The following is a 24,995-nucleotide window of genomic DNA, read 5'->3' as shown; positions in this document are numbered from 1 at the left end:
GTATTTTCTTAAAAAATACGAGTGGAAAATGAAAATCCGGGAATTTACATAAAAAGCGGCGGGGCGGGCGTGAAAATGGGTTCTTGAGTTTCTCAGAAAAGAATGGTATAATAGCAAAGATTGTAGACACAAAAGAGGTCAAAAAAAGATCTGTTCACATTTTTGTGGAGAAGAGAAAGGAAAGAAAAATGGGAAAAATTAAAGTAGAATCTTGTGAAATTGAAGGATTAAAAGTAATTACCCCGACCGTATTCGGCGATGAGCGCGGATATTTTATGGAGACATACAATTACAATGATTTTAAAGAAGCCGGCATTGATGTCCAGTTCGTACAGGATAACCAGTCTGCATCCAAAAAAGGTGTCCTGCGCGGACTTCACTTCCAGATCAATTACCCGCAGGACAAACTGGTACGCGTGGTAAACGGAGAAGTATTCGATGTTGCGGTTGACCTTCGCGAGGGATCCAAAACCTACGGAAAATGGTTCGGCGTCCTGCTTTCGGCAGAAAATAAGAAACAGTTCTTTATTCCGAAGAACTTTGCACATGGATTTATCGTACTCTCTGATTATGCAGAGTTTGCTTATAAATGTACCGATTTCTATCATCCAAACGATGAGGGCGGTCTGTACTTTGACGATCCGGAGATCGGCGTGGAGTGGCCGATGCCGGAAGGAATGACAAAAGAAGATCTGATTATTTCGGAAAAAGATCATAAATGGGGCGGAATTAAGGATTTAAAGAAATAAGGAGTAAAAAACATTTATGAACGTATTCAAAGAACTTTATCAGAACCGGAAACTGATCTGGAAACTGTCAAAAAATGATTTCCGCAATAAATTCGCCGGAGCGTATTTTGGCATTATATGGGCATTTATCCAGCCGATGGTGACGGTTGCTGTTTACTTTGTCGTATTCCAGCTCGGACTGCGCGTGCAGCCAGCTGCCACTGGATATCCGTATATCTGCTGGCTGGTTTCCGGTATTATTCCGTGGTTCTTCTTTTCTGATGCGCTGCCAAGTGCGTCAAATTGTCTGCTGGAATACAGTTATCTGGTAAAGAAGGTCGTATTTAAAATCAGTGTACTTCCGATTGTAAAGGTGATTTCTTCCCTGTTTGTACATCTGTTCTTTATTGTGTTTGCTATTTTGATTTTTGCACTGATGGGAAAACTTCCGCCGGTTCAGATTATCCAGATCGGGTACTATACCTTTGCGGTGATCTGTCTCGTCGTTGTACTTTCCTATCTGACCTGTTCCATCACACCGTTTTTCCGCGATTTCGGCCAGATTATCAATGTAATTCTGAATGTCGGCATGTGGGCAACCCCGATTCTGTGGGATACCACAACAATTCCGAATATTCCGAACTGGCTGAACAGCCTTCTGAAGCTGAATCCTCTGTACTATATTGTCCAGGGATATCGTGACAGCTTTATGAATGGACTCTGGTTCTTCGAGCATCCATGGCACACCCTTTACTTCTGGGCTTTTGTGCTTATGGCAGGACTAATCAGTTCCAAAGTGTTCAAGCGCCTCCGGGTTCATTTCTCAGATGTATTATAGGAGGATGGAATGAGCACAGAAAATACAGAAACAGTAATTTCAATTAACCATGTCAGCAAGGTCTACAAGCTGTTTGAAAAGCCGATGGACCGTCTGAAAGAATCGCTTTCACTGACACATAAAAACTATCACACCGATCATTTTGCGCTGGAGGATATCTCACTTGAGGTGCATAAGGGCGAGTGTGTCGGTATCATTGGAACGAACGGTTCCGGAAAATCCACACTGCTGAAAATCGTCACAGGTGTCTTAAACCCGACGAGCGGAAACGTGGAGTTAAAGGGAAGAGTCAGTGCCATTCTGGAACTGGGTGCAGGCTTTAACATGGAGTATACCGGTATTGAGAACATTTTCCTGAACGGAACGATGCTTGGCTATACCGAGGAGGAGATGAAGGCAAAGCTCGACGATATCATTGCGTTTGCAGAGATCGGTGACTTTATCAATCAGCCGGTTAAGACGTATTCCAGCGGTATGTTTGCCCGCCTTGCCTTCGCGGTTGCGATCAATGTGGATCCGGATATTCTGATTGTCGATGAGGCCTTAAGCGTCGGAGACATTTTCTTCCAGTCCAAGTGTTACCGGAAATTTAACGATCTGAAAGAAGCAGGAAAAACGATCCTTTTCGTTTCCCACGATATGGGCAGCGTCATCAAGTACTGTGAGAGATGTCTTCTGATTAACAAAGGAAAACAGGTGATGGTTGGAAAATCGTCGGAGGCAGTCGATGTCTACAAGAAGATTCTTGCCAACCAGTACGATGACGAGACAAAAGAAGAGGAAGAGACCGAAGAGAGTGCAGAACAGACCGAAGAGAGAACCGAAGCAGATGCATCCGGTGCCGTATCGGCAGAAAAGCCGAAAAAAGGCCTCTGGAGAGAACGCCTGATTGCGAATGCGCAGCTGGTAGAGTATGGAGACAAGGCTGCGGAGATCGTGGACTTTGCGATTATCGACCACAAAGGTATGATTACATCTTCTGTGGATAAAAACCAGAGATTCCGCATCAAGATGAAAATCAAGTTCCATGAAACGATGGAGCATCCGATTTTTGCCTTTTCGATCAAAGACCGGAAGGGAACGGAGATTACCGGAACGAATACGGCGCTGGAGGATTACACAAAAGACGTGGTGGAAGCAGGAAAGACCGTCACGGTATGCTTTGACCAGATCATGCCGCTGCAGAGCGGACAGTATCTGATGTCGTTTGGATGTACCAGCTACCATCTGGAAGAGCTGGTGATCCACCACAGACTGTACGATGCTTGCTTCCTGGAAGTCTTCTCCATGAAAGACACCGTAGGATTTTTTGATATGAACTCTACCGTGACCTACGAGTAGGATGCGGAGGATAAACGACGGGGGTTATATGAAAGAAACAATAGGAAATGTTCTTTTGAACCTGGATTATTATGACGGCGAAGATGCTTACAGCGACGGCAGCATTGAGGACCGGCTGCTGGAGATCGTCAAGACGACGCCGAAAGAGGATTACCAGAAGGTAATCCTCACAGAAAAAAGCTGGCCGATTTTTTATCATCTCTCTCCGGAACGGGAAAATATTCTGGACTGGTATGAGTGGAAAGACGATGCTTCCGTATTTGAAGTCGGAGCCGGCTGCGGAGCCATTTCCGGCGTGCTCTGCAGAAATGCAAAGCGGGTAGTGGCAAACGATCTGTCGAAGCGGCGCAGTACGATCAATGCCTACAAAAATCAGGATGCGTCCAACCTGGAGATTATGGTTGGAAACTTTAATGTTGTTGCAGAAAAAATGGAAGAACGCTTCGATTACGTGACACTGATCGGTGTTCTGGAGTATGCAAAAAGCTATATTGGAAAGGATAATCCGTATCCGGAATATCTGGAAAAGATCAATCGTCTCTTAAAACCGGGCGGAAAAATCCTGATTGCGATTGAGAACCGTCTGGGACTGAAGTATTTTGCCGGCTGCAGGGAAGACCATGTGGGCCGGGAATTTGCCGGAATTGAAGGATATCCGGGGATCGATTTTGTCGAGACATTCAGCAAACCGGAGCTGGAGCAGATGCTGCAGGAAAACGGTTTTTCGAAGTTTAAGTTTTATTATCCCTATCCGGATTACAAATTTCCGGCGGTCATTTATTCGGATGAATATCTGCCGAAGCCGGGTGAATTGAGAAAAAATCAGCGGAATTTTGATGCTGACAGGATCACACTTTTTGACGAAGGCAAAGCATTTGACGGAATCCTGAAGTCCGGTCTGTTTCCGGTTTTTTCCAATTCCTTTCTGATTGAAGTGGAGAAAAAGGAGTAAACGTATGAGGAAAGTTCTGTATACGAAATTTTCGAGAGAACGTCGGAACGAATTTCAGATTATGACCCGGATTACAGAAGAGGATGGGATCCGGCGTGTGTGGAAGCTTCCGCTGCAGAAAGAGGGAGAACTCCACATCCGGCATATGTATGAAAACTATAGAAAGCTGGAGCATCTGTACGCCTATGCGGGCGTACAGATCTGCCCATGCGAACTGGATGAAGAAAAATGCGCGCTTGCATTTCCTTTTGTAGAAGGGGAAAGTCTGGAAACGCGCATTTCCCGTCATGGAAAAGAAAAAGATTTTGCATCGCTGAAAAAGGATTATGAACTGCTGTATCAGATCATTGCATCGGCAAAAGGGCAGAAATCCTTTGTGGAAACCGATGCGTTCTGTGAGGTGTTCGGCCATCCGGCATTGAAAGAAGGACTTGCCGCAGCGGAGATTTCCAATATTGACATGATTCCGGGCAACCTTCTTCTGGATGGAGAAAAGGTCTGGGTGGCAGACTACGAGTGGGTATTCCCGTTTGCCGTACCGATTGCATTTATCTATGCGCGGAGCGTCTTTTTACAGGAGGCGGCGAGTGCACTGACGAAGGAAGAGCAGGAAGAACTGTACGCCATTGGCGGTATTTCCATGGAAGAGATTCCGGTATACTACCATATGGAAGAGTGCTTCCAGGAATTCGCGGCCGGAAAGGGTGAGCCAAATGCGCTCGCCGCGTTCTATGGAAAACTGCACCGGCACAATTATCCGCTTTCTATCTGGGAAAAAGAAAAAATGATGTACCCGGTTGTGCTCACCGAAACAGCACCGGAGGAGAGAGAACTCTATTATGAGGACTGCTTCGGCTTGGATGAGCAGAAGGTGATGATGCTTGAAAAGGCAGACGCGGACGGAGAGCTTTCCCTTCAGCTGATGCAGGAGGGGGCTGTCATTAAAATCCGTTCTCTCGCGGGCGTATGCAGCGATGGGAAGACGGAACGTATCGCTTTTTCGCACAACGCCGAGCTTGAGATTATCGACGACTATTATTTCCTTGGAACGCCGGTTCTGAAATTCCGGAATGCCGGTTATGAACAGATCCGGATTGATTACCGGATTTACTACAAAGGCGATGGCGTTACGTCCCAGTTTATTCAATATATCCGTCAGAATAAAGATCTGAGGGATGAACTGAACGGGGAGATTTATCGGAAAGGCCAGCTGCAGGCAGAAATCGAAGCAGAAAAAGCGGCACTTGCACACAGGGAAGAAGAACTCCAGGAAACGAGAAAACAGAAGCAGTTTCTGGAGGAAGAGCTGGAGCGGATGCGCCAGCGTAAGGTTGTGCGTATGGCAGATAAAGTGCAGCATGTGATAAAAAGGAGTAAATAACTATGGATGTATCCATTGTCATTCCTACCAAAAATGGTGGGCATCTGTTTGAAAAAGTGCTGGATGCCGTTTTCAAACAGAAGACAGAGTATGAATATGAAGTAATTTGCGTGGATTCCGGGTCAAAGGACGGAACTCTCGATGTGATCCGCAAATATCCATGCCGTTTGTTTCAGATTGAGCCGTCCGAATTTGGACATGGAAAAACGAGAAACTATGGTGCTTCCAAAGGAAACGGAACGTATATCATCTTTATTACGCAGGATGCGCTTCCAGCGACCGATACCTGGCTGCAGAATTTCATTGATGCCATGAAGATGGACCCGGAAATCGTGGGAGGATTCGGGATTCATTATCCGTATCCGGACTGCAATCTGCTTGACAAGCGTGATCTGGACGGCCATTTTAAAGGATTTGGAGAAACTAATACGATTTTCCACCTTGATGATCCGGAACGCTACGAAAGAGAAGAAGGATATCGTCATTATCTGGCGTTTTTCTCCGACAATAACTCCTGTATCCGAAGAGATATTTTTGAAAAATATCCGTATGAGGATGTCAACTTTGCCGAGGATCAGATCTGGGCGAGAAAGATGATTGAACTCGGATTCAAAAAAGTATACTGCCCGTATGCACCGGTATATCATTCCCACAATTTCAAACTCAGAACGTATTTCAAACGGTATTATGATGAGCAGAAGGGATTATATGAAGTTCATCAGTATATGATTGCACAGAAATGGACGCAGCTTCCGGGCATGCTGTACCGTCAGGTGAGAGGGGACTGCGTGTATATCCGTCAGCAGCCGCTCAGTAAAAAAGAGAAAATCCACTGGGCATTTTATTCCCTGTTTCGCAATTTTGACCGCTTTGTGGGCGGCTATCTCGGCGGAAAATACCATCTGTATTCCAAACGGAAACAACAGTTCCTGGATCGTCACATTTCGCAGCAGTACGATCAGAGACATGCATAGAAGAAAGGAAAAAGAAACGTGAAAAAACCAAATGTAGCATACCGTGCGTTACGGTATCTGAAGAATCATGGATTAAAAGAAACGATTGAGCGCGCAAAACAGGGCAATGAGCCGGCTGTACCGCCGAAGAACAACGTCATCGGATTTTACAGATTTGTCGTAGACAACGATCCGATCCCGTTCAATCAAAAAGAGTATGAGAAACATAAAAACGACAAGAAAAAGATCCTGAATTGGGTTGTACCGGAAATGGGACCTGGTTCCGGCGGTCATACCACCATTTTCCGTTTTATTTCCAACCTGGAGCGCCTCGGTTTCCACAGTAGAGTTTATCTCTACATGTCCCCGAATTTTCAGGATAATGCGTCCATCCGCAAATTCCTAAAAGAGTACTTCCCGCTTCTTGTGCCGGAAGTAGAAGTTTACTGCGATGTATCCCAGATGAAATTTGCACATGCAACCGTAGCAACCTCCTGGACCACCGCTTACTACGTAAGAAAATTCCAGAATACGATTTCGAAGTTTTACTTCGTACAGGATTTCGAGCCGCATTTCTATGCACACGGTTCGGAGTATGAGTTTGCAGAGAACACGTACAAGATGGGATTCCGAGGAATCACAGCAGGAGACTGGCTGCGGGATATCATGAGAAATGAATACGGCATGCAGGCAGACAGCTTCCATTTCTCCTACGATGACAAGGTATATCAGCCGAAGGAAAAGCAGGACAACGAGAAGAGAGTTTTCTTCTATGCCCGCCCGGTTACCCCGAGACGTGATTTTGAGCTCGGTATGCTGGCACTCAATGAGCTGTGCCGCAGAATGCCGGAGATCGAGGTTGTTTTCGCGGGATGGGATGTCAGCGGCTATGAGATTCCGTTCAAACACAGAAATTTAGGTATCGTAACACCGCAGGTGCTGGCAGATTCCTATGCGATCTGTGATATGTGCCTTGTTATTTCGAATACCAACCTTTCCCTCGTACCGTTCGAGGTTATGGCCTGCAACTCGGTCGCTGTCTGCTCCAAGGGTGCAAACAGCAGTTGGATGGTAAATGAGGAAAACTCCATTCTGGTTGACTATGATCCGATCCAGATCGCAGATAGAATGGAATATTACTTCAACCACCCGGATGAGCTGGCTACAATCCGCAAAAAGGGAATGGATTTCGTAAAGGGAACCTCCTGGTACAAAGAAACCGAAAAAGTTTACGCAAGTATGCTAAAAGGAATTGAGGAAGATGAGAAAAAACTGCAGTAAGGATGTGAGCAGAGAACGCAGAATCGAGATTCTGTTTGTATTCGGCGTATTCCTGTTTTACTTTTTGTGGTCCTGTACGCAGCGATACAATTTCTCGTCGGATGAATCAATGCGGTATCAGATTCCACAGTTCATTTATGAATATGGGAAGCTTCCGCGGGGTGACGAACCGCTGATTCGGAATGAGGATTGGGGGATTTCCTATGCATTCAATCCGATTCTCTCCTATATGGCATCTGCAGTTTTGATGAAGGGGATGAGCCTGTTTTCCACGGATGAGTGGATGCTGCTCATTTCCGCCCGTTTTGTAAATGTTCTGCTGGGAGCGCTTACTGCCTGGGTGGTCTTAAAGACGGCAAAGCTGTTGTTTCCAAGACGCTACGCATGGATGTTTACGACTCTGGTGGTTTTCCTGCCGGGCAATGTGATTTTATATTCCTATGTCAACTGCGACGCGCTTGCAATGTGTTCGACGGCCATTATCTTTTATTCCTGGGTAAAGGCGTACAAAGAGGGATGGAGCTGGACCACGTGTGCGGTATCGGCCGTTGGAATGGGAATCTGTTTCTTGTCGTATTACAATGCGTATGGATTTATTCTGATGACGTTTTTCTACTTTGTGGGAACGATGCTGACGGACCAGTCGAAACCGGTCAAAGAACGATGGAAAGAAATGATCCAAAAAGGTCTTTTTATTTTGGTGATCGTCTGTGTCATTGCTCTGTGGTGGTTTATTCGAAATGCTATTCTCTATGGAGGAGATTTTCTGGGACGCCAGGCATCGAGCGCAAGCGCGGAACTGTATGCAAGATACCAGTACAAGCCGTCGCACAGCAAGACCTTCCAGAAAAAAGGAGGCTCCATGTTGCATATGATCTTCTATAAGCCGAGTTTTCTGGAACATGACTGGCTGGTAACAGTGCTGTACAGCTTTGTCGGCGCGTTTGGCTACAATAAGATTTATCTTTCCACGATGATTATTGTTCCGTACCTCTGCTGTCTTCTTGTCGGTCTCATTCTGATGCGGAACTGTTGCCAGAGAGACTTTTTCTTCTGGAATGCAGACGGCACGCAGACGGCTCTTACCGGAAAAACGAAGAGAAAATGGAGTAAACTGGGATGGTTTACCTGGGCTAATGTGTTTGCCCTGCTGATCCCGAATTATCTGAATGCGTATTACTCCTACAGTTCTGATTTTCAGCCGCAGGGACGATACAGCATGCCGATGCTGATTCCGCTGATGTATTTCGTGACGAAGGGTGTGCAGGCGTTCCTGAAACGGGAGAAAAAACTACAGAAGTATGAAAAATTGTTCTGTATTCTGGTCTGTGTGGCGGCAGCGGCATTAGCGGCATTTACTTGGGCGAGAATCATCTATCCGATGTACTTGCAGAACTACTACGGATTGCGGTAAGCGGAACAGAGAAAGAAAGCGGTGAAACGTTTGGAAAAAATTTCAGTGCTGACAGCAAAATTAAAAAAAGCTGTTGCAGAAGAAGGAATCGGCGGTCTGGCTGGGCGTACGAAAGGGTACCTTGCGCGGGCAAAAAAAGAAAAAGAGTTTCAGAGAGAAAAATCCCGGGTCTACCGGGATATTCTCTTTATCAGTGGCTGCAATGAACAGCTGCCGCATCCACACCGGTACCGCGTGGTGCATCAGATGGAGCAGCTGGAGGCAGGCGGATATACGTGTGATACGGTTTATTTTCAGGAGTTGAAGCCCTGGATGGTACGTTGCTACGGCGCGTTCGTGATTTTCCGCTGCCCGATGACGGACACCCTGCGGGAATTTGCCACAATGGCAAAGCAGATGAACAAGCCTCTGTGGTACGATGTGGATGATCTTGTGATTGATACGAAATACACCGATCAGATTCCGTTTCTCGACCGGATGCAGCCGGAAGAACGGCAGGCATACGATCAGAATGTCCGAAACATGGGCGAGCTGCTTTCCCTCTGCGATGCGGCGGTTACGACGACAGCGGCGCTGGCAGAAGAACTGAAGCAGTACGTACCGGAGGTGCTGATCAACCGCAACTGTGCGTCAGATGAGATGCTGCTACTGTCCGAGGCGGTGTTAAAAGAAAAACAGAAAAAGAACGAAGCAGATGGAACGGCGAAAAAAGTACGCCTTGGCTATTTCAGCGGCAGTGCGACGCATCTGGACGACATCGAGATGATCGTTCCGGTGCTGAAACAGTTGCTTGGCAAAAATCCGAACCTGGAACTCCTCATCGTGGGAATTCTGGAACTCCCGGTGGAGCTGAAACTGTTTGCTTCCCAGATCCAGATGGAGGGCTTTGTCGATTACCAAAAACTGCCGGAGCGGATTGCGTCGGTGGATATCAACTTGGCTCCGCTTACCGATACGATTTTTAACCGTGCGAAATCGGAAAATAAATGGGTGGAAGCGGCTCTGGTGCAGACTGTGACAGCAGCCAGCAATCTCGGCGCTTTTGCTGAGATGGTACAGGATGGAGAAGACGGCGTACTCTGCCGAGACGAAGCGGAGTGGTTGGAAAAACTGCAGTGGCTGATCGACGACGAACCGGCACGAAAAGCCATTGCCGGACGGGCATATGGCCGGTGCAGCCGCGAGTGTGTCACAATCTTTCATGCCACCGGGATTTGCGAGTGGGTGGAGCGCCACTGGAATCTACGCTGTGCCTTTGTGCTTCCAGCGATGGAGATCAGCGGAGGCATCCGCGTTGCACTTCTTCATGCGGAAATGCTGGTAAAAGCAGGAGCGCAGGTCAGCCTCTTTACTCTGGAAGGGGAGGCGGAGTGGTATCATGAGGGTGATTTCCATTTTCCGGTGCTGTCGGCCGAGCGAGAGAAACTGCAGGGAACGCTGGATCTTGCGGTAGCGACGATGTGGAATACCGCAGAGTTCGTCGAACAGTCCAGCAAGATCCGAAAGAAAAAATATCTGGTGCAGAATTTTGAAGTTGGATTTTATCCGCCGGGAAGCCCGTACCGGATCGCAACTTCGGCGACTTACCGGATGAGGAGCCCGATGGAGTACGTAACCATTTCCAAATGGTGTCAGAACTGGCTGCGGGAGGAATACCATACCGAAGCAGCCTATCTTCCGAACGGCATCGATCCGTCCTTCTATCCGAAACGGGGGCGGGATCTGCAGGGAAAAATTCGGATTCTGATCGAGGGAGACTGCAGCGCGGAGCATAAAAACGTGGACGAGAGCTTCCGTATCGTGGAACAGCTGGATCTGGAAAAATTCGAGATCTGGTACATGTCCTACAATGGAAATCCGAAATCCTGGTACCGCGTGGACCGCTTTTTACACCGGGTTCCATATGAAAAAACACCGGAAGTCTATGCGGCGTGTGATATCCTGCTGAAAACAAGCCTGCTGGAAAGCTTTTCCTATCCGCCGCTTGAGATGATGGCGTCCGGCGGCTACGTCGTTGCTGTGCCGAACGGTGGCAATCTGGAATACCTGAAAGATGGGGAAAACTGTATTCTCTATCCGCAGGGAAATCTCGCGGAGGCAAAAGCGGCGATTGAGCGTATTCTGACAGATGCGGAACTGAGGAAAAAACTGGATACGGGAGCAGAAGAGACGGTAAAGGAAAGAAACTGGAAAAGAATCGAACCACAGATTTTAGAACAGTATCTTGGAAAATAAATAAGCAACAAAAAGGGCTGTCGCACTAGCAAATATTTCTGGCGGTAGCTCTGCGTTATACCCAAATGGCATCGAAATCGGTTGCGTTTTCGATGCCATTCTTTACTTCTTATAGGAAAGTTCGACTTCCGTCGAACTCTTGAATCAGGATCACCCGTTGGACGGGAGGTCCTGATTGCTTATAAATTAGAAGATCAGTGCCGTTTGTTTCGGTTATTGCGGCGTCTGTTTCTGCGTTTCCGTCTCTTTCTCGCGTTGTTGATCACGACAATGATCAGAATCAGAAAAGCGACACCGTTCAGGCCAAGCAGAATATAGAGCAGTGTGGAGAGAAAAGAAATTTTCTTGGTTTCTTCCGGTGTTGGAATATCTGTGCTGTCGGTTTCTTCTGATGAATCGGAGGAAACCGAAGAACTGTCGGAAACAGTACCTGGAGCGGAAACCTCGGCTGTTCCGATGAAGTGATCATCGAAAAAATACTGGCGGGTGTACGGTTCCTCAACGGAAGCGCCGTCCGGATCGGTGTAGGTTGCAGTTTCAATTTTCGCATTCTTTGGAAGCGTTACCACACCGGAAAGACTTTCCTTTTTTGCGTTCTTCAGGGTATAATGTGTAAAATTATCATAACCGAAATCAAGTACGGTACGGGTATCGTTGATATAATCGAGGTTATCACAGGTTAAAACAACGCAGACCAGCGTCATATTGCCTCGCTTGGCAGCGGTAACGAGTGTGTTGTGTGCCTCATCGGTATAACCGGTCTTTCCGGCGAAAGCACCCTTGTATCCCCACTGACCGTCCTGGAACAGCAATGCGTGGTGGTTCTGAAGATCACGCGGTGTCGAGGTCATATTGGTCGGCTGAATTGTGTAGGTCAGATCGGACTCGATGCGGCAGAAGGTCTCGTTTTTGATGCACTCCTGCATAATGAGTGCCATATCGTGTGCACTGGTGTAGTGGTTCGGATCTGGCAGACCGTTTGCATTGACAAAATGGGTATTCGTGCAACCAAGTGCAGCGGCGCGTTCGTTCATCATGGCGGCGAAACCTTCCTCGCTTCCGGCAATGTCGATGGCAAGCTGTGTGCAGACCTCATTTGCCGAGGCAAGAAGAATCGCGTGAAGAGCATCCTCCACTGTGATCGTTTCGCCAAGCTGAACGTTGATGCGGGCATTTCCCGGAATGGATTCGCTGACAGCATGTTCGCCGAAGGTAACGGTGTCGGTCATCTGCTTGTTTTCAATGATCAGCAGAGCCGTCAGAATCTTGGTGATGCTGGCAGGATAGCGCTGCTCGTCCATGTTTTTATCGTATAAAACAGCACCAGTATCGGCATCGAGTAAACAGACAGCGCCGGAATTGTTTTCCGGTCCTTCGGGCCAGGTGGTGACTGTTTTTTTATCGGTTGTGGCAAAAATCGTCTGCGGGAGGCAGGACGCGGCAAAAACAAAAGCAAGCAACAGGCATAAAAATGTGCGGGCTGCAGAATTCTTTCTAATCATAACTCACTCCTTCTGATCCAGCGGGTACAGCTGCATAAGACTGTCCGGGCAGCGGATCTCTCTAAAATGTATTAGACACACTTTTATTATTATAACATAAAGCGAGCAGGGAAGAAACACATAATTTCTTAATATTTTCAGTCGGGATTTGCAAAATGCAGTAAAATAGAGTATAATGCGAACGAGTTCATACGGAAAAACAAAAAACCTGAAAAACAAAAACCCCAAGGAGTTAAAAAAAGTGTCAGATATGAAATGGCTCCGTTTTATACGGAAATTGAAACCTTACAACATACAGAAGGGACTGCGTTACCTGAAACATTATGGCCCAAAGGAATTCCTGATCCGTCTTTCGGAGAGGATGGAGCCGGAGGAGGTTCCGTACGGACCGTGGCGGGAGCAGTACTGCGCAAAAGAGGAGGACCTGGCGTGTCAGAAAAATCATAAATTTTCTTATTGTCCGAAGATCAGCGTTGTTGTTCCGGCTTACCGTACGCCGGAAATTTTTCTGCGTCAGATGATCGAATCCCTGGAAAAACAGAGTTATGAAAACTGGGAACTGGTGATCGGAAATGCCAGCCCGGAGGATGAGACGATGGCGCGCATCCTGAAAGAGTATACCGGAAAAGATCCGCGCGTAAAGAACGTTCCGATTCCGGAAAATATCGGCATTGCAGAGAATACAAATGCAGCGCTTGCCGCAGCAGCGGGAAATTTCGTCGGTTTTATGGATCACGACGATCTGCTTGCGCCGGATGCACTCTTTGAAATTGCCATCCGTCTGGAAAAAGATCCGTCCATCAATGCTTTTTATACCGATGAGGACAAGGTACGGACCGATCTGTCCGAGTATTTCCAGCCGCATTTCAAACCGGATTTCAATCTGGATCTGCTGCGGTCAAACAATTATATCTGCCATTTCTTCGTTGTACGGCGGGAGATTGCGGAGAAAACCGGCGGCCTTCGTCCGGAATACAATGGGGCGCAGGATTATGATTATATCTTCCGCTGCACGGAAATGGCGGGAAAAATTGTACACATTCCGAGAGTTTTATATCACTGGAGGGTCCACAGCGCTTCCACCGCAGACAATCCGGCAAGCAAGCTGTACGCGTATGAGGCCGGAAAAAAGGCAATTGAGGGAAACCTTGCGCGCTGCGGCGAAGAGGGAACCGTCACACTGCGTTCGGATTATGGCTTCTACGATGTAGATTATAAACTGCGGGGAACGCCTCTGGTTTCGATTCTGATCCCGAACAAGGATCAGGCCGATACGTTACGCACCTGTCTGGAATCCATTAAGAAGAAGTGCATGTATCCATCCTATGAGATTCTGATTATTGAGAACAACAGCACTGAGGAAGCAACGTTTTCCTATTACAAAGAACTCGAAGCACAGGGCATCCGTGTCCTGAAGTATCCAAAACAGGGCTTTAACTATTCTGCGATCAATAATTTCGGCGTCAAAGAGGCAAAGGGAGAGTATCTCCTGTTTCTCAATAACGATATGGAAATTATTACACCCGATTTTATGGAAAAGATGGTGTCCAATCTGCAAAGACCGCAGATCGGGGCGGTCGGCGCGAAGCTGTATTACCCGGACAACACGGTGCAGCATGCGGGTATCATCATCGGTATCGGCGGCATTGCGGGCCACGCCTTTTTAGGACTGGCGCGCGGAAGAAGCGGCTACCTGCATAAGGCATCGCTCCAGATGAATGTGAGTGCGGTGACAGCAGCGTGCATGATGATGAAAAAAGAGGTTTTTGAGGAGGTCGGCGGCTTTGAAGAAGAACTGTCCGTCGCTTTCAATGATGTTGATCTGTGCCTGCGCATTGGAAAAGCAGGTTATAAAATCGTATACAATCCGCACGTGGAGCTGTACCATTATGAATCTAAATCCAGGGGAGCAGAGGATGACGAGAAGAAGGTGCGCCGCTTCCAGTCGGAAATCGAATTTATGCGCAGCCGCTGGATTGGGCTGTTAAAGGCAGGAGATCCCTGCTACAATCCAAATTTAACGCTGGCATCGTGGAACTATGGACTGCGTGCCGACGGCAGGGGAGTAAAACCATGGACAAAGTAGCAGTTGTAATACCAAATTATAATGGATACCGGTATCTGGAGACGTGCTTTGCAGCGCTTGCAAAGCAGACCTTTACGGAATTTACCACATATTTCGTGGACAATGGTTCACAGGATGAGAGCTGTGCGTTTCTGCGGGAACACTACCCGGAGACGAAAATCATCCAGCTCGATGATAACTATGGCTTCAGCCGTGCGGTCAACGAAGGCATCCGCCAGTCGAAGGAGCCGTATGTGATCCTTTTAAACAACGACACCGAAGTGTTCCAGGACTTTGTCGAGCGCCTTTATGAGGGAATCTGTAAAAGAAAGAATGCGTTTGCATGCAGCGCAAAGCTGATTTCCTATCAGGAGCGTGATAAAATCGACGATGCGGGAAATTACTATAATATGCTGGGATGGGCATTCGCAAGAGGAAAAGGAAAACCGGTCAGTGAATTTGAAACGTCCGACCGGATTTTTGCGGCCTGCGCCGGAGCAGCGATCTACCGCCGGGAATTTCTGGAAAAGACCGGACTTTTTGACGAAGAACATTTCGCTTATCTGGAAGATACCGACATCGGCTATCGTGCGCGGCTTTTGGGCTACGAGAACTGGTATGAGCCGTCCGCGAAGGTTTACCACGTCGGAAGCGGAACGAGCGGCTCCCGGTATAACCTCTTTAAAATCCGTTATTCTTCCAGGAACAATATTTATCTGATCTATAAAAATATGCCGGTTTTACAGATTTTGCTTAACCTGCCGGCCTTTATCCTCGGTTTTTCGGCAAAACTGGTCTTTTTTGCATCGAAGGGATACGGAAAAGAATATCTGGCAGGAATCAAGAATGGTTTTTTCATCTGCCGGAAGCCGGAAAACAGAGCAAAAAAGATCCGTTTTGAGTGGAAGCGCCTCGGCACGTATTTTGTCATCGAATGGGAGCTTTTTATCAATGTGTTCCGGAGATTTCTGGAGAGGGCATAAGGATTCTTTCAAAAGATTACGAAAAAGTTAAAAAGTTTACGGAAATAAGAAGAATGTTAGAAAAATATGATTGCTCTTTTTTGAAACTTATTGTATAGTTAGGGGTAGGGAATTTTTAAATCCCGAAAAAAACAGATAAGGTGAACGAATTTGATCAACGATAATCAGAAATATTTTGACCGGATGCACGTTCTGATCGATGCCCTGGTGCTCGCACTTTCCTACGTACTGTCCTGGTACTGCTATGTGCGGCTGGGCGTTATGAATAATCATCCGGAGAGGGGAATTCTGCCGCCGGCGACGTATATGATGGCACTGCTCTATATCGTGCCCGGCTATCTGCTGCTTTACTATGCATTCAATCTCTATGCATCCAAGCGTTTTCAGGGAAGACGTCTGGAATTTGCCAATATCTTAAAAGCGAATACGGTTGGATTTCTGGTCTGGCTGGCCAGCCTTTACATGGTGCGCCAGGTTCACTTTTCCCGTGGTATGCTCTGCATCTTCTTTGTGCTGAATGTGACACTGGAAACGATCATAAGAAATCTGATCCACTATATCTTAAGCAATATGTGGAAACACGGCCGCAACCAGAAGCAGATTCTGATGGTCGGCTACAGCCGTGCGACCGAGGAATACATTGACCGGATCATTGCAAACCCGGAGTGGGGCTATCTCGTCCGCGGAATCCTCGATGACCATGTCAAAGCGGGAACGATGTACCGCGGTGTCAAGGTTCTTGGAAGAATCAACAATCTTTCAGTCATTCTGCCGGAAAACAAACTGGATGAAATTGCCATTACCCTTGGCCTGAACGAATACTTCCGCCTGGAGGAGATCGTTGCCATGTGTGAAAAATCCGGCGTACATACCCAGTTTGTGCCGGATTACCACAACATCATTCCGACAAAGCCGTACACAGAAGACCTGCAGGGACTTCCTGTCATCAATATCCGCTATGTGCCGCTTTCCAACACGTTCAACGCGATGCTGAAACGGATTGTGGATATTTTCGGCGCGTTCGTGGCGATCATTCTGTTCTCACCGGTGATGCTGTTTTCCTGCATCATGATCAAGCTGACCTCACCGGGTCCGCTGATCTACCGTCAGACACGCGTCGGACTGCACAACAAACCGTTTGAAATGTACAAGTTCCGTTCGATGGAAGTTCAGACGGAGGAGAAAGAAAAGAAGGCATGGACCGTGAAGAATGACCCGCGTGTGACGGGATTTGGAAAATTCATGCGCCATACCAGCATTGATGAGCTTCCACAGCTCTTTAACATCTTAAAAGGAGATATGAGCCTGGTCGGACCGAGGCCGGAGCGACCTTTCTTTGTGGAAAAATTCCGGGAGGAGATCCCGCGTTATATGGTAAAACATCAGGTTCGTCCCGGTCTTACGGGATGGGCGCAGGTGAATGGATACCGGGGGGATACTTCTATCCGCAAGCGTATTGACTGTGATCTGTATTATATTGAAAACTGGACGCTGGGACTTGATTTTAAAATTCTGTTCCTGACCTTTTTCAAAGGATTTGTGAATAAAAACGCTTACTAAAAGATAAGGGGAAAAGAGATGTCGAAGAAGAATTACAAAAAGAGCAGAAAATACAAAAAAATGCGCCGCAGAAAAATAATTTTCGGAATTGAAATCACCGTTCTGCTGATTCTTTCCGGAATTCTGTTCGTCTACGCATGGATCAACCGTTCGATGGATAAGATGAATCAGGATACGCTGGACAGCTCCCAGATTCAGATCAACAGTGAAGTAAAGGCAAATACCGATCTCTCACAGATGTCCGGTACACAGGTCATCGCGCTGGTCGGCGTGGATGCCAGAGGTGTGGAAGGCTCCGAGCTGGCAGAAAGCATGAACAGTGACACGATTATTCTCTGTTGTATTGATCATGACAAGCAGGAAATCCGTATGGTGTCGATTATGCGTGACACCTGGATGAATATGGCGAAATATACCGATGAATATTATGAGTTTGACAAAGCCAATTCCGCATACAACCGCGGCGGCCCGGAGAGTATGCTCTCCATGCTGAATACAAACCTTGACTTTGCACTGACCGATTACGTTACCGTAAACTTCAAGGCACTCGCCGATGCGATTGATGTCCTGGGCGGTCTCGACATCGAGATGACAAATGCAGAGTGTGTTCATGCAAACAACTACAACAGAGAGGTATCGGAAGCACAGGGCGTAGAGTATGAAGCTATTCCGTATGATGAGGACCTTGGGGATGATTACAGCGAAGTACGTCATGTCAGCGGTGCGCTTGCTACCTCCTATGCGCGGATCCGTTATGGCGGCGGTGATGATGCAAAACGTACCAGCCGTCAGCGAATTGTTATCAATCTTATGGTACAGAAGCTGAAACAGAATCCGACCAAGATTCCGGAAATTCTGGACAAGGTGATGGGAAATGTCAGCACCAGTCTTACCAAGAATGAAATCCTGGAACTTGGTATGCATGCGGTAACGTATACGATGGGAACCTCCTATGCCTATCCGTTCCAGCTCTGCTATGGTGAAAATGTAGTGAATGCCATTGGTGAGGATGTTGTAATTCCGGTTACGCTGGAGTTCAATGTAAGAGAGCTGCATGAATATCTGTATCCGGGTCTTTCGTATGAACCGTCTGCGGCTGTTACAGAGTACAGCGACTACATTGCAAGAAAGAGCGGTTACGATGAAGATATGATCGGCTATGTGCTGAACCAGGGGCCTGGTGCAGAGGCAGATTCGGTGATCGCAGGCGACTAAATACGAGGGAGAAAACCAGACATGAAATTCTATACCGTTGATGTTATGATACCAACGTATAAACCAGGGCAGGAGTTCGCAGAGCTTCTGCCCCGCCTTTTGGAACAGACTTACCCGATCCGGTCGATCCGGGTTGTAAACACAGGGAAAAAGTTCTGGAACCCGGCGTGGGAGCAGTTATCGGATAAAATTATGGTAGAGCATATCCGGCCAAGCGAATTTGACCACGGCGGAACGAGAAGGGCGATGGCAGAAAGTTCGGATGCGGATCTTCTGCTTTTTATGACCCAGGATGCCATGCCGTACGACAATGCGTGCGTGGAACATCTGGTGGAAAAATTTTCACTGCCGCATGTGAAGGCGGCCTATGCGCGGCAGCTTCCGCGGGATGACTGCCGTACACTGGAACGGTTTACGAGAGGCTTTAACTATCCGGAGGAGAGTGATATCAAGGATGCCGGTGATCTGCCAAAACTTGGTGTTAAGACTTTTTTCTGCTCCAATGTCTGTGCAATGTATGACCGCAGGACATATGAAGAGCTGGGTGGATTTGTAGAAAGCACCTTGTTTAACGAAGATATGATCTATGCCGGGCATCTTGTGCAGGCGGGCTATGCGATTGCCTATGCGGCAGATGCGAAGGTGGTACATTCCCACAATTACGGTTGTCTGGCACAGCTTCACCGCAATTTCGACCTCGGTGTATCCCAGGCACAGCATCCGGAGATCTTTGATGCGTATCCGTCTGAGGGTGAGGGAATCCGTATGGTGAAAAAATCGGCATCCTACGTCTGCAAAATTCATAAGCCGTGGCTGCTCGTCACGTTATTTTTTCAAAGCGGATTCAAATATGTGGGATACTTCCTCGGAAAACGATACAAAAGCCTTCCGGACGGTGTGATCCGCTGGTGTACCTCAAACAAAACGTGGTGGGAATATCACGGAAAGATAAGAAAAAAACGAAATAGAAGATAAGTGAAAGTAAAAAACAAAAATAAAAAGATTTTGTAAGTAAATACGAAATGCTCCATAAGGTTGACAGAGAACGGAGCAGCGTGGTAAAAAAGTAAAGAACAAGAAATTAGAAGGCGGCATAACCTGAAAACAGAACAAGGGTGCCGCCTTTTGCTGTTAGGAGGAAAAAATCTATGTGTGGAATTGTTGGATATATTGGAACCTGCCAGGCTGCCCCGGTGCTGCTGGACGGATTGTCAAAGCTGGAGTACCGCGGATACGATTCGGCCGGAATTGCTGTATACGATGGAAACAAAATTCAGATGCAGAAAGCAATGGGCCGTCTGAAGGTGCTTGAGGAAATGACACAAAATGGAGCGACACTTCCGGGTACCGTAGGAATCGGACATACGAGATGGGCAACGCATGGGGCACCTTCCGATCTGAATGCACATCCGCATTTCAATAAAGACCACTCGATTGTCGTTGTACACAATGGAATTATTGAGAATTATCTGAAATTAAAGAAAAAACTGATGTCCAAAGGATATGAGTTCCTTTCGGAGACAGATACCGAGGTAATTGCCCATATGCTGGATTACTATTATAACGGCGATCCGCTTGCAACGATCACAAAGGTTATGCACCGCATGGAGGGATCGTATGCACTGGGTATCCTGTTCCGCGACCATCCGGATGAGGTGTATGCGGTCCGTAAAGACAGCCCGCTGATCGTTGGTACAAGTAAGAGCGGAAACCTGATTGCATCCGATGTTCCGGCTGTCCTGAAATATACAAGAGATGTCTATTTTCTGGAAAATGAGGAGATCGTGAAACTGACCCGCGATGGCCTTCACTTCTACAATATTGACGAGGAGGAGCTGGAGAAAGAGGCAACCCACATCGACTGGGATATGAATGCGGCAGAAAAAGGCGGCTATGAGCATTTCATGCTGAAAGAGATGCATGAGCAGCCAAAAGCCGTAAAAGATACCCTGACGCCGCGTATTAAGAACGGTGATGTTGTGATCGAAGAACTCGGCATGACCGATGAGGAGATCCGCGCGATCCGCAAAATCTTTATCGTTGCCTGCGGTTCTGCATACCACACCGGTGTAACCGCAAAATACGTCTTCGAAAAGCTGGCAAGAATCCCGGTTGAGGTAGATCTGGCAAGCGAATTCCGCTACCGTGATCCGATTCTGCAGGAAAATACGCTCGTGGTCATCGTCAGCCAGTCGGGTGAGACGGCCGATACCCTCGCGGCTCTCCGCCTTGCAAAAGAAAAGGGCGTGCGTACCCTTGGCATCGTAAACGTAGTTGGAAGTTCGATTGCAAGAGAGGCAGACAATGTCATGTATACCTGGGCCGGTCCGGAGATCGCTGTTGCGACAACGAAAGCGTACAGCACACAGCTTATCGCGCAGTACCTTCTGGCGATGAAGTTTGCCAAAGTACGCGGAACCGTTTCACAGAATGACTTCGATGCGATGATCCAGAGCCTTGAGCGCCTGCCGGAGCAGATTTCCCTGCTGCTGTCCCACAAGGAGAACGTACAGCGTTTTGCCAACCGTTATCTTGCGGCAGAACACGTCTTTTTCATCGGACGCGGCATCGACTATGCAATCTCGATGGAGGGCTCCCTGAAGCTGAAAGAGATTTCCTACATCCACTCCGAGGCGTATGCAGCCGGTGAGCTGAAACACGGAACCATTTCCCTGATTGAGGACGGACGCCTTGTCGTAGCCGTGCTGACCCAGCCGGAGCTCTACAAGAAAACGATCAGCAATATTCAGGAAGTGAAGACACGAGGCGCGTTTGTCATGGCGGTAACGACCGTTGGCAATACAGAAGTGGAAAAAGTAGCCGACTACGTAGTTTACCTGCCGGAGACAAATCCGATTTTTGCAAACTCCCTGGCGATCATTCCGCTGCAGCTCTTTGGCTACTACGTATCGATCGGCAGAGGCCTCGATGTGGATAAACCGAGAAACTTGGCGAAATCGGTTACGGTAGAATAAAAACCGCAGCATAAAATTCCTCTTTTTTCAAAATTATCACAGTTTCAACACAATTCTAACGTACAATAGGCAGTAGAAAATGAAGAAAGAAATAAGAGCACTGTGTATTGGTGCCTGAGATAGAAAAGAGAAAGAGGGATCAGCCATGAGTGAAGAATTCAAAAAAGAAGAAATAAATGGTGAGGCAGCAGAGAAAACCAAAGCTGCAGAGCATACAGAAGAAGTAAAAGCAGAAACGACAGCAGAGCAGAGTGCAGCAGAGACGGAAAAACCGCAGGAAACCGCAGAAGCGCCGAAGGCGGAAGAAAAGAAAACGACAACCTACAGCTGGGTGAATCCGAAAATCAGCGGAAAGACCGGCGAGGAGAATAACAGCGCTTCCTACACCGGAGAACCGGACCCGTCGGAGGCAAAGGCAGAGCGGACATCTTCTGCAAAGACAGAACATTATCAGTACCAGTCACAGACACAGAGTGCTCCGAAGCAGGAAAAACCACAGTTTTCTGCCGTTCCGCAGCCGCAGGATCACAAAAAGAAAGCGAAAAAACCAATGTCAGCCGCAAAAAAATGGGGCATGACACTTGCCATGGCAGCGTGCTTCGGACTCGTGGCAGGCGGTGTTTTCATTGGGACTGCAGCAGTCGGTACGAAAGTGATCGGTACAGCAACAGAGCAGAAGCAGGAAGTTACAATTCCGACGACCACCACAACAACGGCAGCAGACAGCAGTGATACCTCCGATACCGTAAAAGCAACCGGCGAGATGTCCGTGAAAGATGTTGCATCGAGTGCGATGCCGTCTCTGGTAGCAATTTCTACGACAACGGTGGAAGAAGTTGAGACATTCTTCGGAACCACAAGCCAGGAAGTTCCTGCAAGCGGAACCGGAGTTATTGTCGGACAGAACGACGATGAGCTCCTGATTGCGACAAACAACCACGTTGTCAGCGGTGCGACGTCTCTTTCCGTCAGCTTTATCGACGATGAGACGGTAGAAGGCCAGATCAAAGGTACCGATGCGGACAATGACCTTGCTGTTGTTGCAGTAAAACTTTCCGACATCAAGGACGAGACAAAGAGCCAGATCAAAATTGCCGTGATGGGAAATTCCGATGACCTTGAGGTCGGTGATCAGGTTGTGGCAATCGGAAATGCACTGGGAACCGGCCAGTCCCTGACGAGCGGATATATCAGTGCAAAAGACCGTACGATCTCCAGTCAGGATGAGAGTACCGGCGAGACGATTACTTCTGAGGGACTGATCCAGACCGATGCAGCCATCAACCCTGGAAACAGCGGCGGCGCCCTTCTGAACATGAACGGTGAGCTGATCGGCATTAACGAAGCAAAATACAGCTCCACACAGGTCGAGGGCATGGGCTTTGCGATCCCGATTTCGAAAGCGGAGCCGATTCTGCAGAACCTGATGAACCTGACAACAAGATACAAAGTCAGCGATGATAAGGCCGCTTATATCGGAATCAACATGGCGGATGTCAGCGCAGATGTTTCCCAGAACTACGGTATTCCGACCGGTGTCTGCATCATGAGCGTTGTGGACGGCAGCCCGGCAGCCGATGCGGGCTTCAAGAAAGGCGATGTTATCACCACGTTTGATGGAAGAAGCATCTCGAACGCCAAAGGCTTAAAAGAGACACTGACCTATTATGCGGCAGGCGAGACCGTAGATGTCACCGTACAGCGTGCGGACAACGGTGAGTACAAAGAAGTAACACTGACGCTGACCCTTGGCTCTGCAGCAGATATGCCGCAGACGAGCGGAAGCAGCAACGGAACCACAAACGATGGAACCGGAAGCTCCGATCAGAATGACCAGGGTATTCAGAATCCGTTTGGCAACAGATAAAAACTCGAAATAACTATTTCCTAAGAGAAAAAAGACGGACAGCACAGGAATATGAACGCCTGGCTGTCCGCCTTTTTTTGCATTTTTTGATATAATTTTTTGAATTTGTAAAATTCTTAAAAAAGTTGGTAATTTTTAAGAAAGTTTTTACTTGTGACCCTATGGCTTTTGGGCTATAATCAAGCTAGACCAAGCGATCTATTACAGAAAGGAATTTGAAAAATCATGTCAGAAGAGAAAGACAGAGTGGACGGTACCGCGGACGAAACTAAGGCGGAAACAAAAAGCTCTGACCATCATACAGAAGATACCTATGAAAAAGTCTGCTTCATGTGCCGCAGACCGGAGAGCAAAGCCGGAAAGATGATTACCCTTCCGGGAAACATCAATATCTGCCCGGACTGCATGCAGAAGAGCTTTGATACCATGAACCAGAACCCGGGCCAGATCAATGAGATGATGAATAATATGAACAACATGCCGAATATCGGCATGCTCGATCTCTCCGGGCTTTCCAACCAGATCCCGAACCGGCAGCGGGTAAAGAAAAAAGAAGAAAAGAAGAAAACAAAAGAATTTTCCATCAAGGACATTCCGCCGCCGCACCGGATCAAGGCGATGCTTGACGAATACGTTATCGGCCAGGACCGTGCAAAGAAAGTCATGTCGGTTGCCGTTTACAACCATTACAAACGTGTCTTTGCACCGCAGGACGGAAATATCGAGATCGAAAAATCCAACATGCTGATGATCGGACCGACCGGTTCCGGAAAAACGTATCTGGTGCAGACACTGGCACGCCTCTTAGATGTGCCGCTTGCCATCACGGACGCCACATCCCTTACCGAAGCGGGTTATATCGGTGATGATATTGAAAGCGTGGTATCTAAGCTTTTAGCGGCCGCAGACAACGATGTGGAGCGCGCGGAGCACGGTATCATCTTCATTGACGAGATCGACAAGATTGCGAAAAAGAAAAATACAAACCAGAGAGACGTCAGCGGAGAAGCCGTACAGCAGGGAATGCTGAAGCTCCTCGAGGGCAGCGACATCGAAGTTCCGGTGGGAGCCAACAGCAAAAATGCGATGGTTCCGCTCGAGACCGTCAATACCAGAAACATTCTCTTTATCTGCGGCGGTGCCTTCCCGGATCTGACGGACATCATCAAGGAGCGTCTGAACAAGACAGCTTCCATTGGCTTCCAGGCGGATCTGAAGGACAAGTATGATGGGGATAAGAACCTGCTGTCACAGGTGACCTTAGAAGACCTTCGGACTTTCGGTATGGTGCCGGAGTTCCTTGGCCGTCTGCCGATCGTATTTACGCTGGAGAGTCTCAATGAGGATATGCTGGTCGAGATCTTAAAAGAACCGAAAAATGCGATCCTGAAGCAGTATAAGAGACTGCTCGAACTCGACGAGGTGAAACTGGAATTTGATGATGATGCACTTCGCTCTATTGCAAGAAAAGCGCTGGAAAAAGATACCGGTGCGAGAGCACTCCGTTCGATCATCGAGGATTTCATGCTGGATATCATGTATGAGATTCCAAAGGACAGCAGCATCGGAGAGGTTATCATCACAAAAGACTATATTGAAAAGACCGGCGGGCCGACGATTCTCCTGCGCGGTCAGGAAGTTCCAAAGTTAGAGCAGAAATAAGGTAACTGGAAAACACAGCGGAGCAGACGTGAAACTGGCGTTT

Annotated in this window: 18 protein-coding genes; 17 read left to right on the top strand and 1 reads right to left on the bottom strand. The window is 47.7% G+C overall.

Going from position 1 to position 24,995, the window contains the following annotated elements:
* Window positions 1-188 precede the first annotated feature (188 nt).
* From rfbC to DWX32_RS07955, 9 genes are read left to right on the top strand one after another with little or no spacing between them, the layout of a single operon-like run.
* Window positions 189-749: a dTDP-4-dehydrorhamnose 3,5-epimerase gene (gene rfbC, locus DWX32_RS07995; protein WP_022462980.1), complete on the top strand. Its 561-nt coding sequence runs from the start codon at window positions 189-191 to the stop codon at window positions 747-749.
* Window positions 750-765: 16 nt separating this feature from the next.
* The gene (locus DWX32_RS07990) at window positions 766-1,566 is read left to right on the top strand and encodes an ABC transporter permease (RefSeq protein WP_055219413.1); all 801 of its coding nucleotides are present in this window, start codon (window positions 766-768) and stop codon (window positions 1,564-1,566) included.
* A gap of 9 nt (window positions 1,567-1,575) precedes the next feature.
* On the top strand, window positions 1,576-2,907 hold the full coding sequence (locus DWX32_RS07985; protein ID WP_117801715.1) for an ABC transporter ATP-binding protein: 1,332 nt from the start codon (window positions 1,576-1,578) through the stop codon (window positions 2,905-2,907).
* A 28-nt stretch (window positions 2,908-2,935) separates the two neighbouring features.
* Window positions 2,936-3,859, top strand: a complete 924-nt coding sequence (locus tag DWX32_RS07980; protein WP_117804382.1) for a class I SAM-dependent methyltransferase — start codon at window positions 2,936-2,938, stop codon at window positions 3,857-3,859.
* 4 nt (window positions 3,860-3,863) lie between these two features.
* Window positions 3,864-5,240, top strand: a complete 1,377-nt coding sequence (locus tag DWX32_RS07975; RefSeq protein WP_118659602.1) for a hypothetical protein — start codon at window positions 3,864-3,866, stop codon at window positions 5,238-5,240.
* Window positions 5,241-5,242: 2 nt separating this feature from the next.
* The gene (locus tag DWX32_RS07970; RefSeq protein ID WP_022462975.1) at window positions 5,243-6,214 is read left to right on the top strand and encodes a glycosyltransferase family 2 protein; all 972 of its coding nucleotides are present in this window, start codon (window positions 5,243-5,245) and stop codon (window positions 6,212-6,214) included.
* A gap of 18 nt (window positions 6,215-6,232) precedes the next feature.
* A complete protein-coding gene (locus tag DWX32_RS07965) occupies window positions 6,233-7,474 on the top strand; it encodes a rhamnosyltransferase WsaF family glycosyltransferase (RefSeq protein WP_243037568.1) in 1,242 nt (413 codons plus the stop codon).
* Window positions 7,455-8,888 (top strand): ArnT family glycosyltransferase, encoded by a 1,434-nt coding sequence (locus DWX32_RS07960; RefSeq protein WP_117509230.1) that lies wholly within the window; start codon window positions 7,455-7,457, stop codon window positions 8,886-8,888. The genes DWX32_RS07965 and DWX32_RS07960 overlap by 20 nt, the downstream gene beginning before the upstream one ends.
* Window positions 8,889-8,918: 30 nt before the next feature.
* Window positions 8,919-11,123, top strand: coding sequence for a glycosyltransferase (locus DWX32_RS07955; protein WP_055265468.1), 2,205 nt, complete (start codon window positions 8,919-8,921; stop codon window positions 11,121-11,123).
* Window positions 11,124-11,317: 194 nt separating this feature from the next.
* Here DWX32_RS07955 and DWX32_RS07950 read toward each other — a convergent pair whose 3' ends face one another.
* Window positions 11,318-12,625, bottom strand: a complete 1,308-nt coding sequence (locus DWX32_RS07950; protein WP_055227560.1) for a D-alanyl-D-alanine carboxypeptidase family protein — start codon at window positions 12,623-12,625, stop codon at window positions 11,318-11,320.
* A 250-nt stretch (window positions 12,626-12,875) separates the two neighbouring features.
* Between DWX32_RS07950 and DWX32_RS07945 the strand changes: the two genes are divergently transcribed.
* From DWX32_RS07945 to clpX, 8 genes are all read left to right on the top strand, one after another.
* Window positions 12,876-14,711, top strand: coding sequence for a glycosyltransferase family 2 protein (locus tag DWX32_RS07945; RefSeq protein WP_118595195.1), 1,836 nt, complete (start codon window positions 12,876-12,878; stop codon window positions 14,709-14,711).
* Entirely contained in the window at window positions 14,699-15,673 is a 975-nt protein-coding gene (locus DWX32_RS07940; protein ID WP_117509227.1) for a glycosyltransferase family 2 protein, read from the top strand. Before DWX32_RS07945 ends, DWX32_RS07940 begins: the two co-directional genes overlap by 13 nt.
* Window positions 15,674-15,823: 150 nt before the next feature.
* Window positions 15,824-17,233 (top strand): undecaprenyl-phosphate glucose phosphotransferase, encoded by a 1,410-nt coding sequence (locus tag DWX32_RS07935; RefSeq protein WP_118595182.1) that lies wholly within the window; start codon window positions 15,824-15,826, stop codon window positions 17,231-17,233.
* Window positions 17,234-17,251: 18 nt separating this feature from the next.
* Window positions 17,252-18,448: an LCP family protein gene (locus DWX32_RS07930; RefSeq protein WP_118600518.1), complete on the top strand. Its 1,197-nt coding sequence runs from the start codon at window positions 17,252-17,254 to the stop codon at window positions 18,446-18,448.
* A gap of 21 nt (window positions 18,449-18,469) precedes the next feature.
* Window positions 18,470-19,423, top strand: a complete 954-nt coding sequence (locus DWX32_RS07925; RefSeq protein WP_055219399.1) for a glycosyltransferase family 2 protein — start codon at window positions 18,470-18,472, stop codon at window positions 19,421-19,423.
* Between the two features lie 173 nt (window positions 19,424-19,596).
* The gene (gene glmS, locus DWX32_RS07920) at window positions 19,597-21,423 is read left to right on the top strand and encodes a glutamine--fructose-6-phosphate transaminase (isomerizing) (protein ID WP_118640232.1); all 1,827 of its coding nucleotides are present in this window, start codon (window positions 19,597-19,599) and stop codon (window positions 21,421-21,423) included.
* 145 nt (window positions 21,424-21,568) lie between these two features.
* On the top strand, window positions 21,569-23,290 hold the full coding sequence (locus tag DWX32_RS07915) for a S1C family serine protease (RefSeq protein ID WP_118600516.1): 1,722 nt from the start codon (window positions 21,569-21,571) through the stop codon (window positions 23,288-23,290).
* 225 nt (window positions 23,291-23,515) lie between these two features.
* Window positions 23,516-24,952 carry an ATP-dependent Clp protease ATP-binding subunit ClpX gene (gene clpX, locus DWX32_RS07910; RefSeq protein ID WP_022462962.1) on the top strand — a complete coding sequence of 479 codons (1,437 nt, stop codon included), beginning with the start codon at window positions 23,516-23,518 and terminating at the stop codon, window positions 24,950-24,952.
* Window positions 24,953-24,995 lie beyond the last annotated feature (43 nt).

Source organism: Blautia sp. AF19-13LB (assembly GCF_003479105.1).
GTDB lineage: Bacteria > Bacillota > Clostridia > Lachnospirales > Lachnospiraceae > Fusicatenibacter > Fusicatenibacter saccharivorans.
The sequence above is the reverse complement of the archived record's forward strand: the minus strand, read 5'-3'. Positions and strand labels throughout refer to the sequence as shown.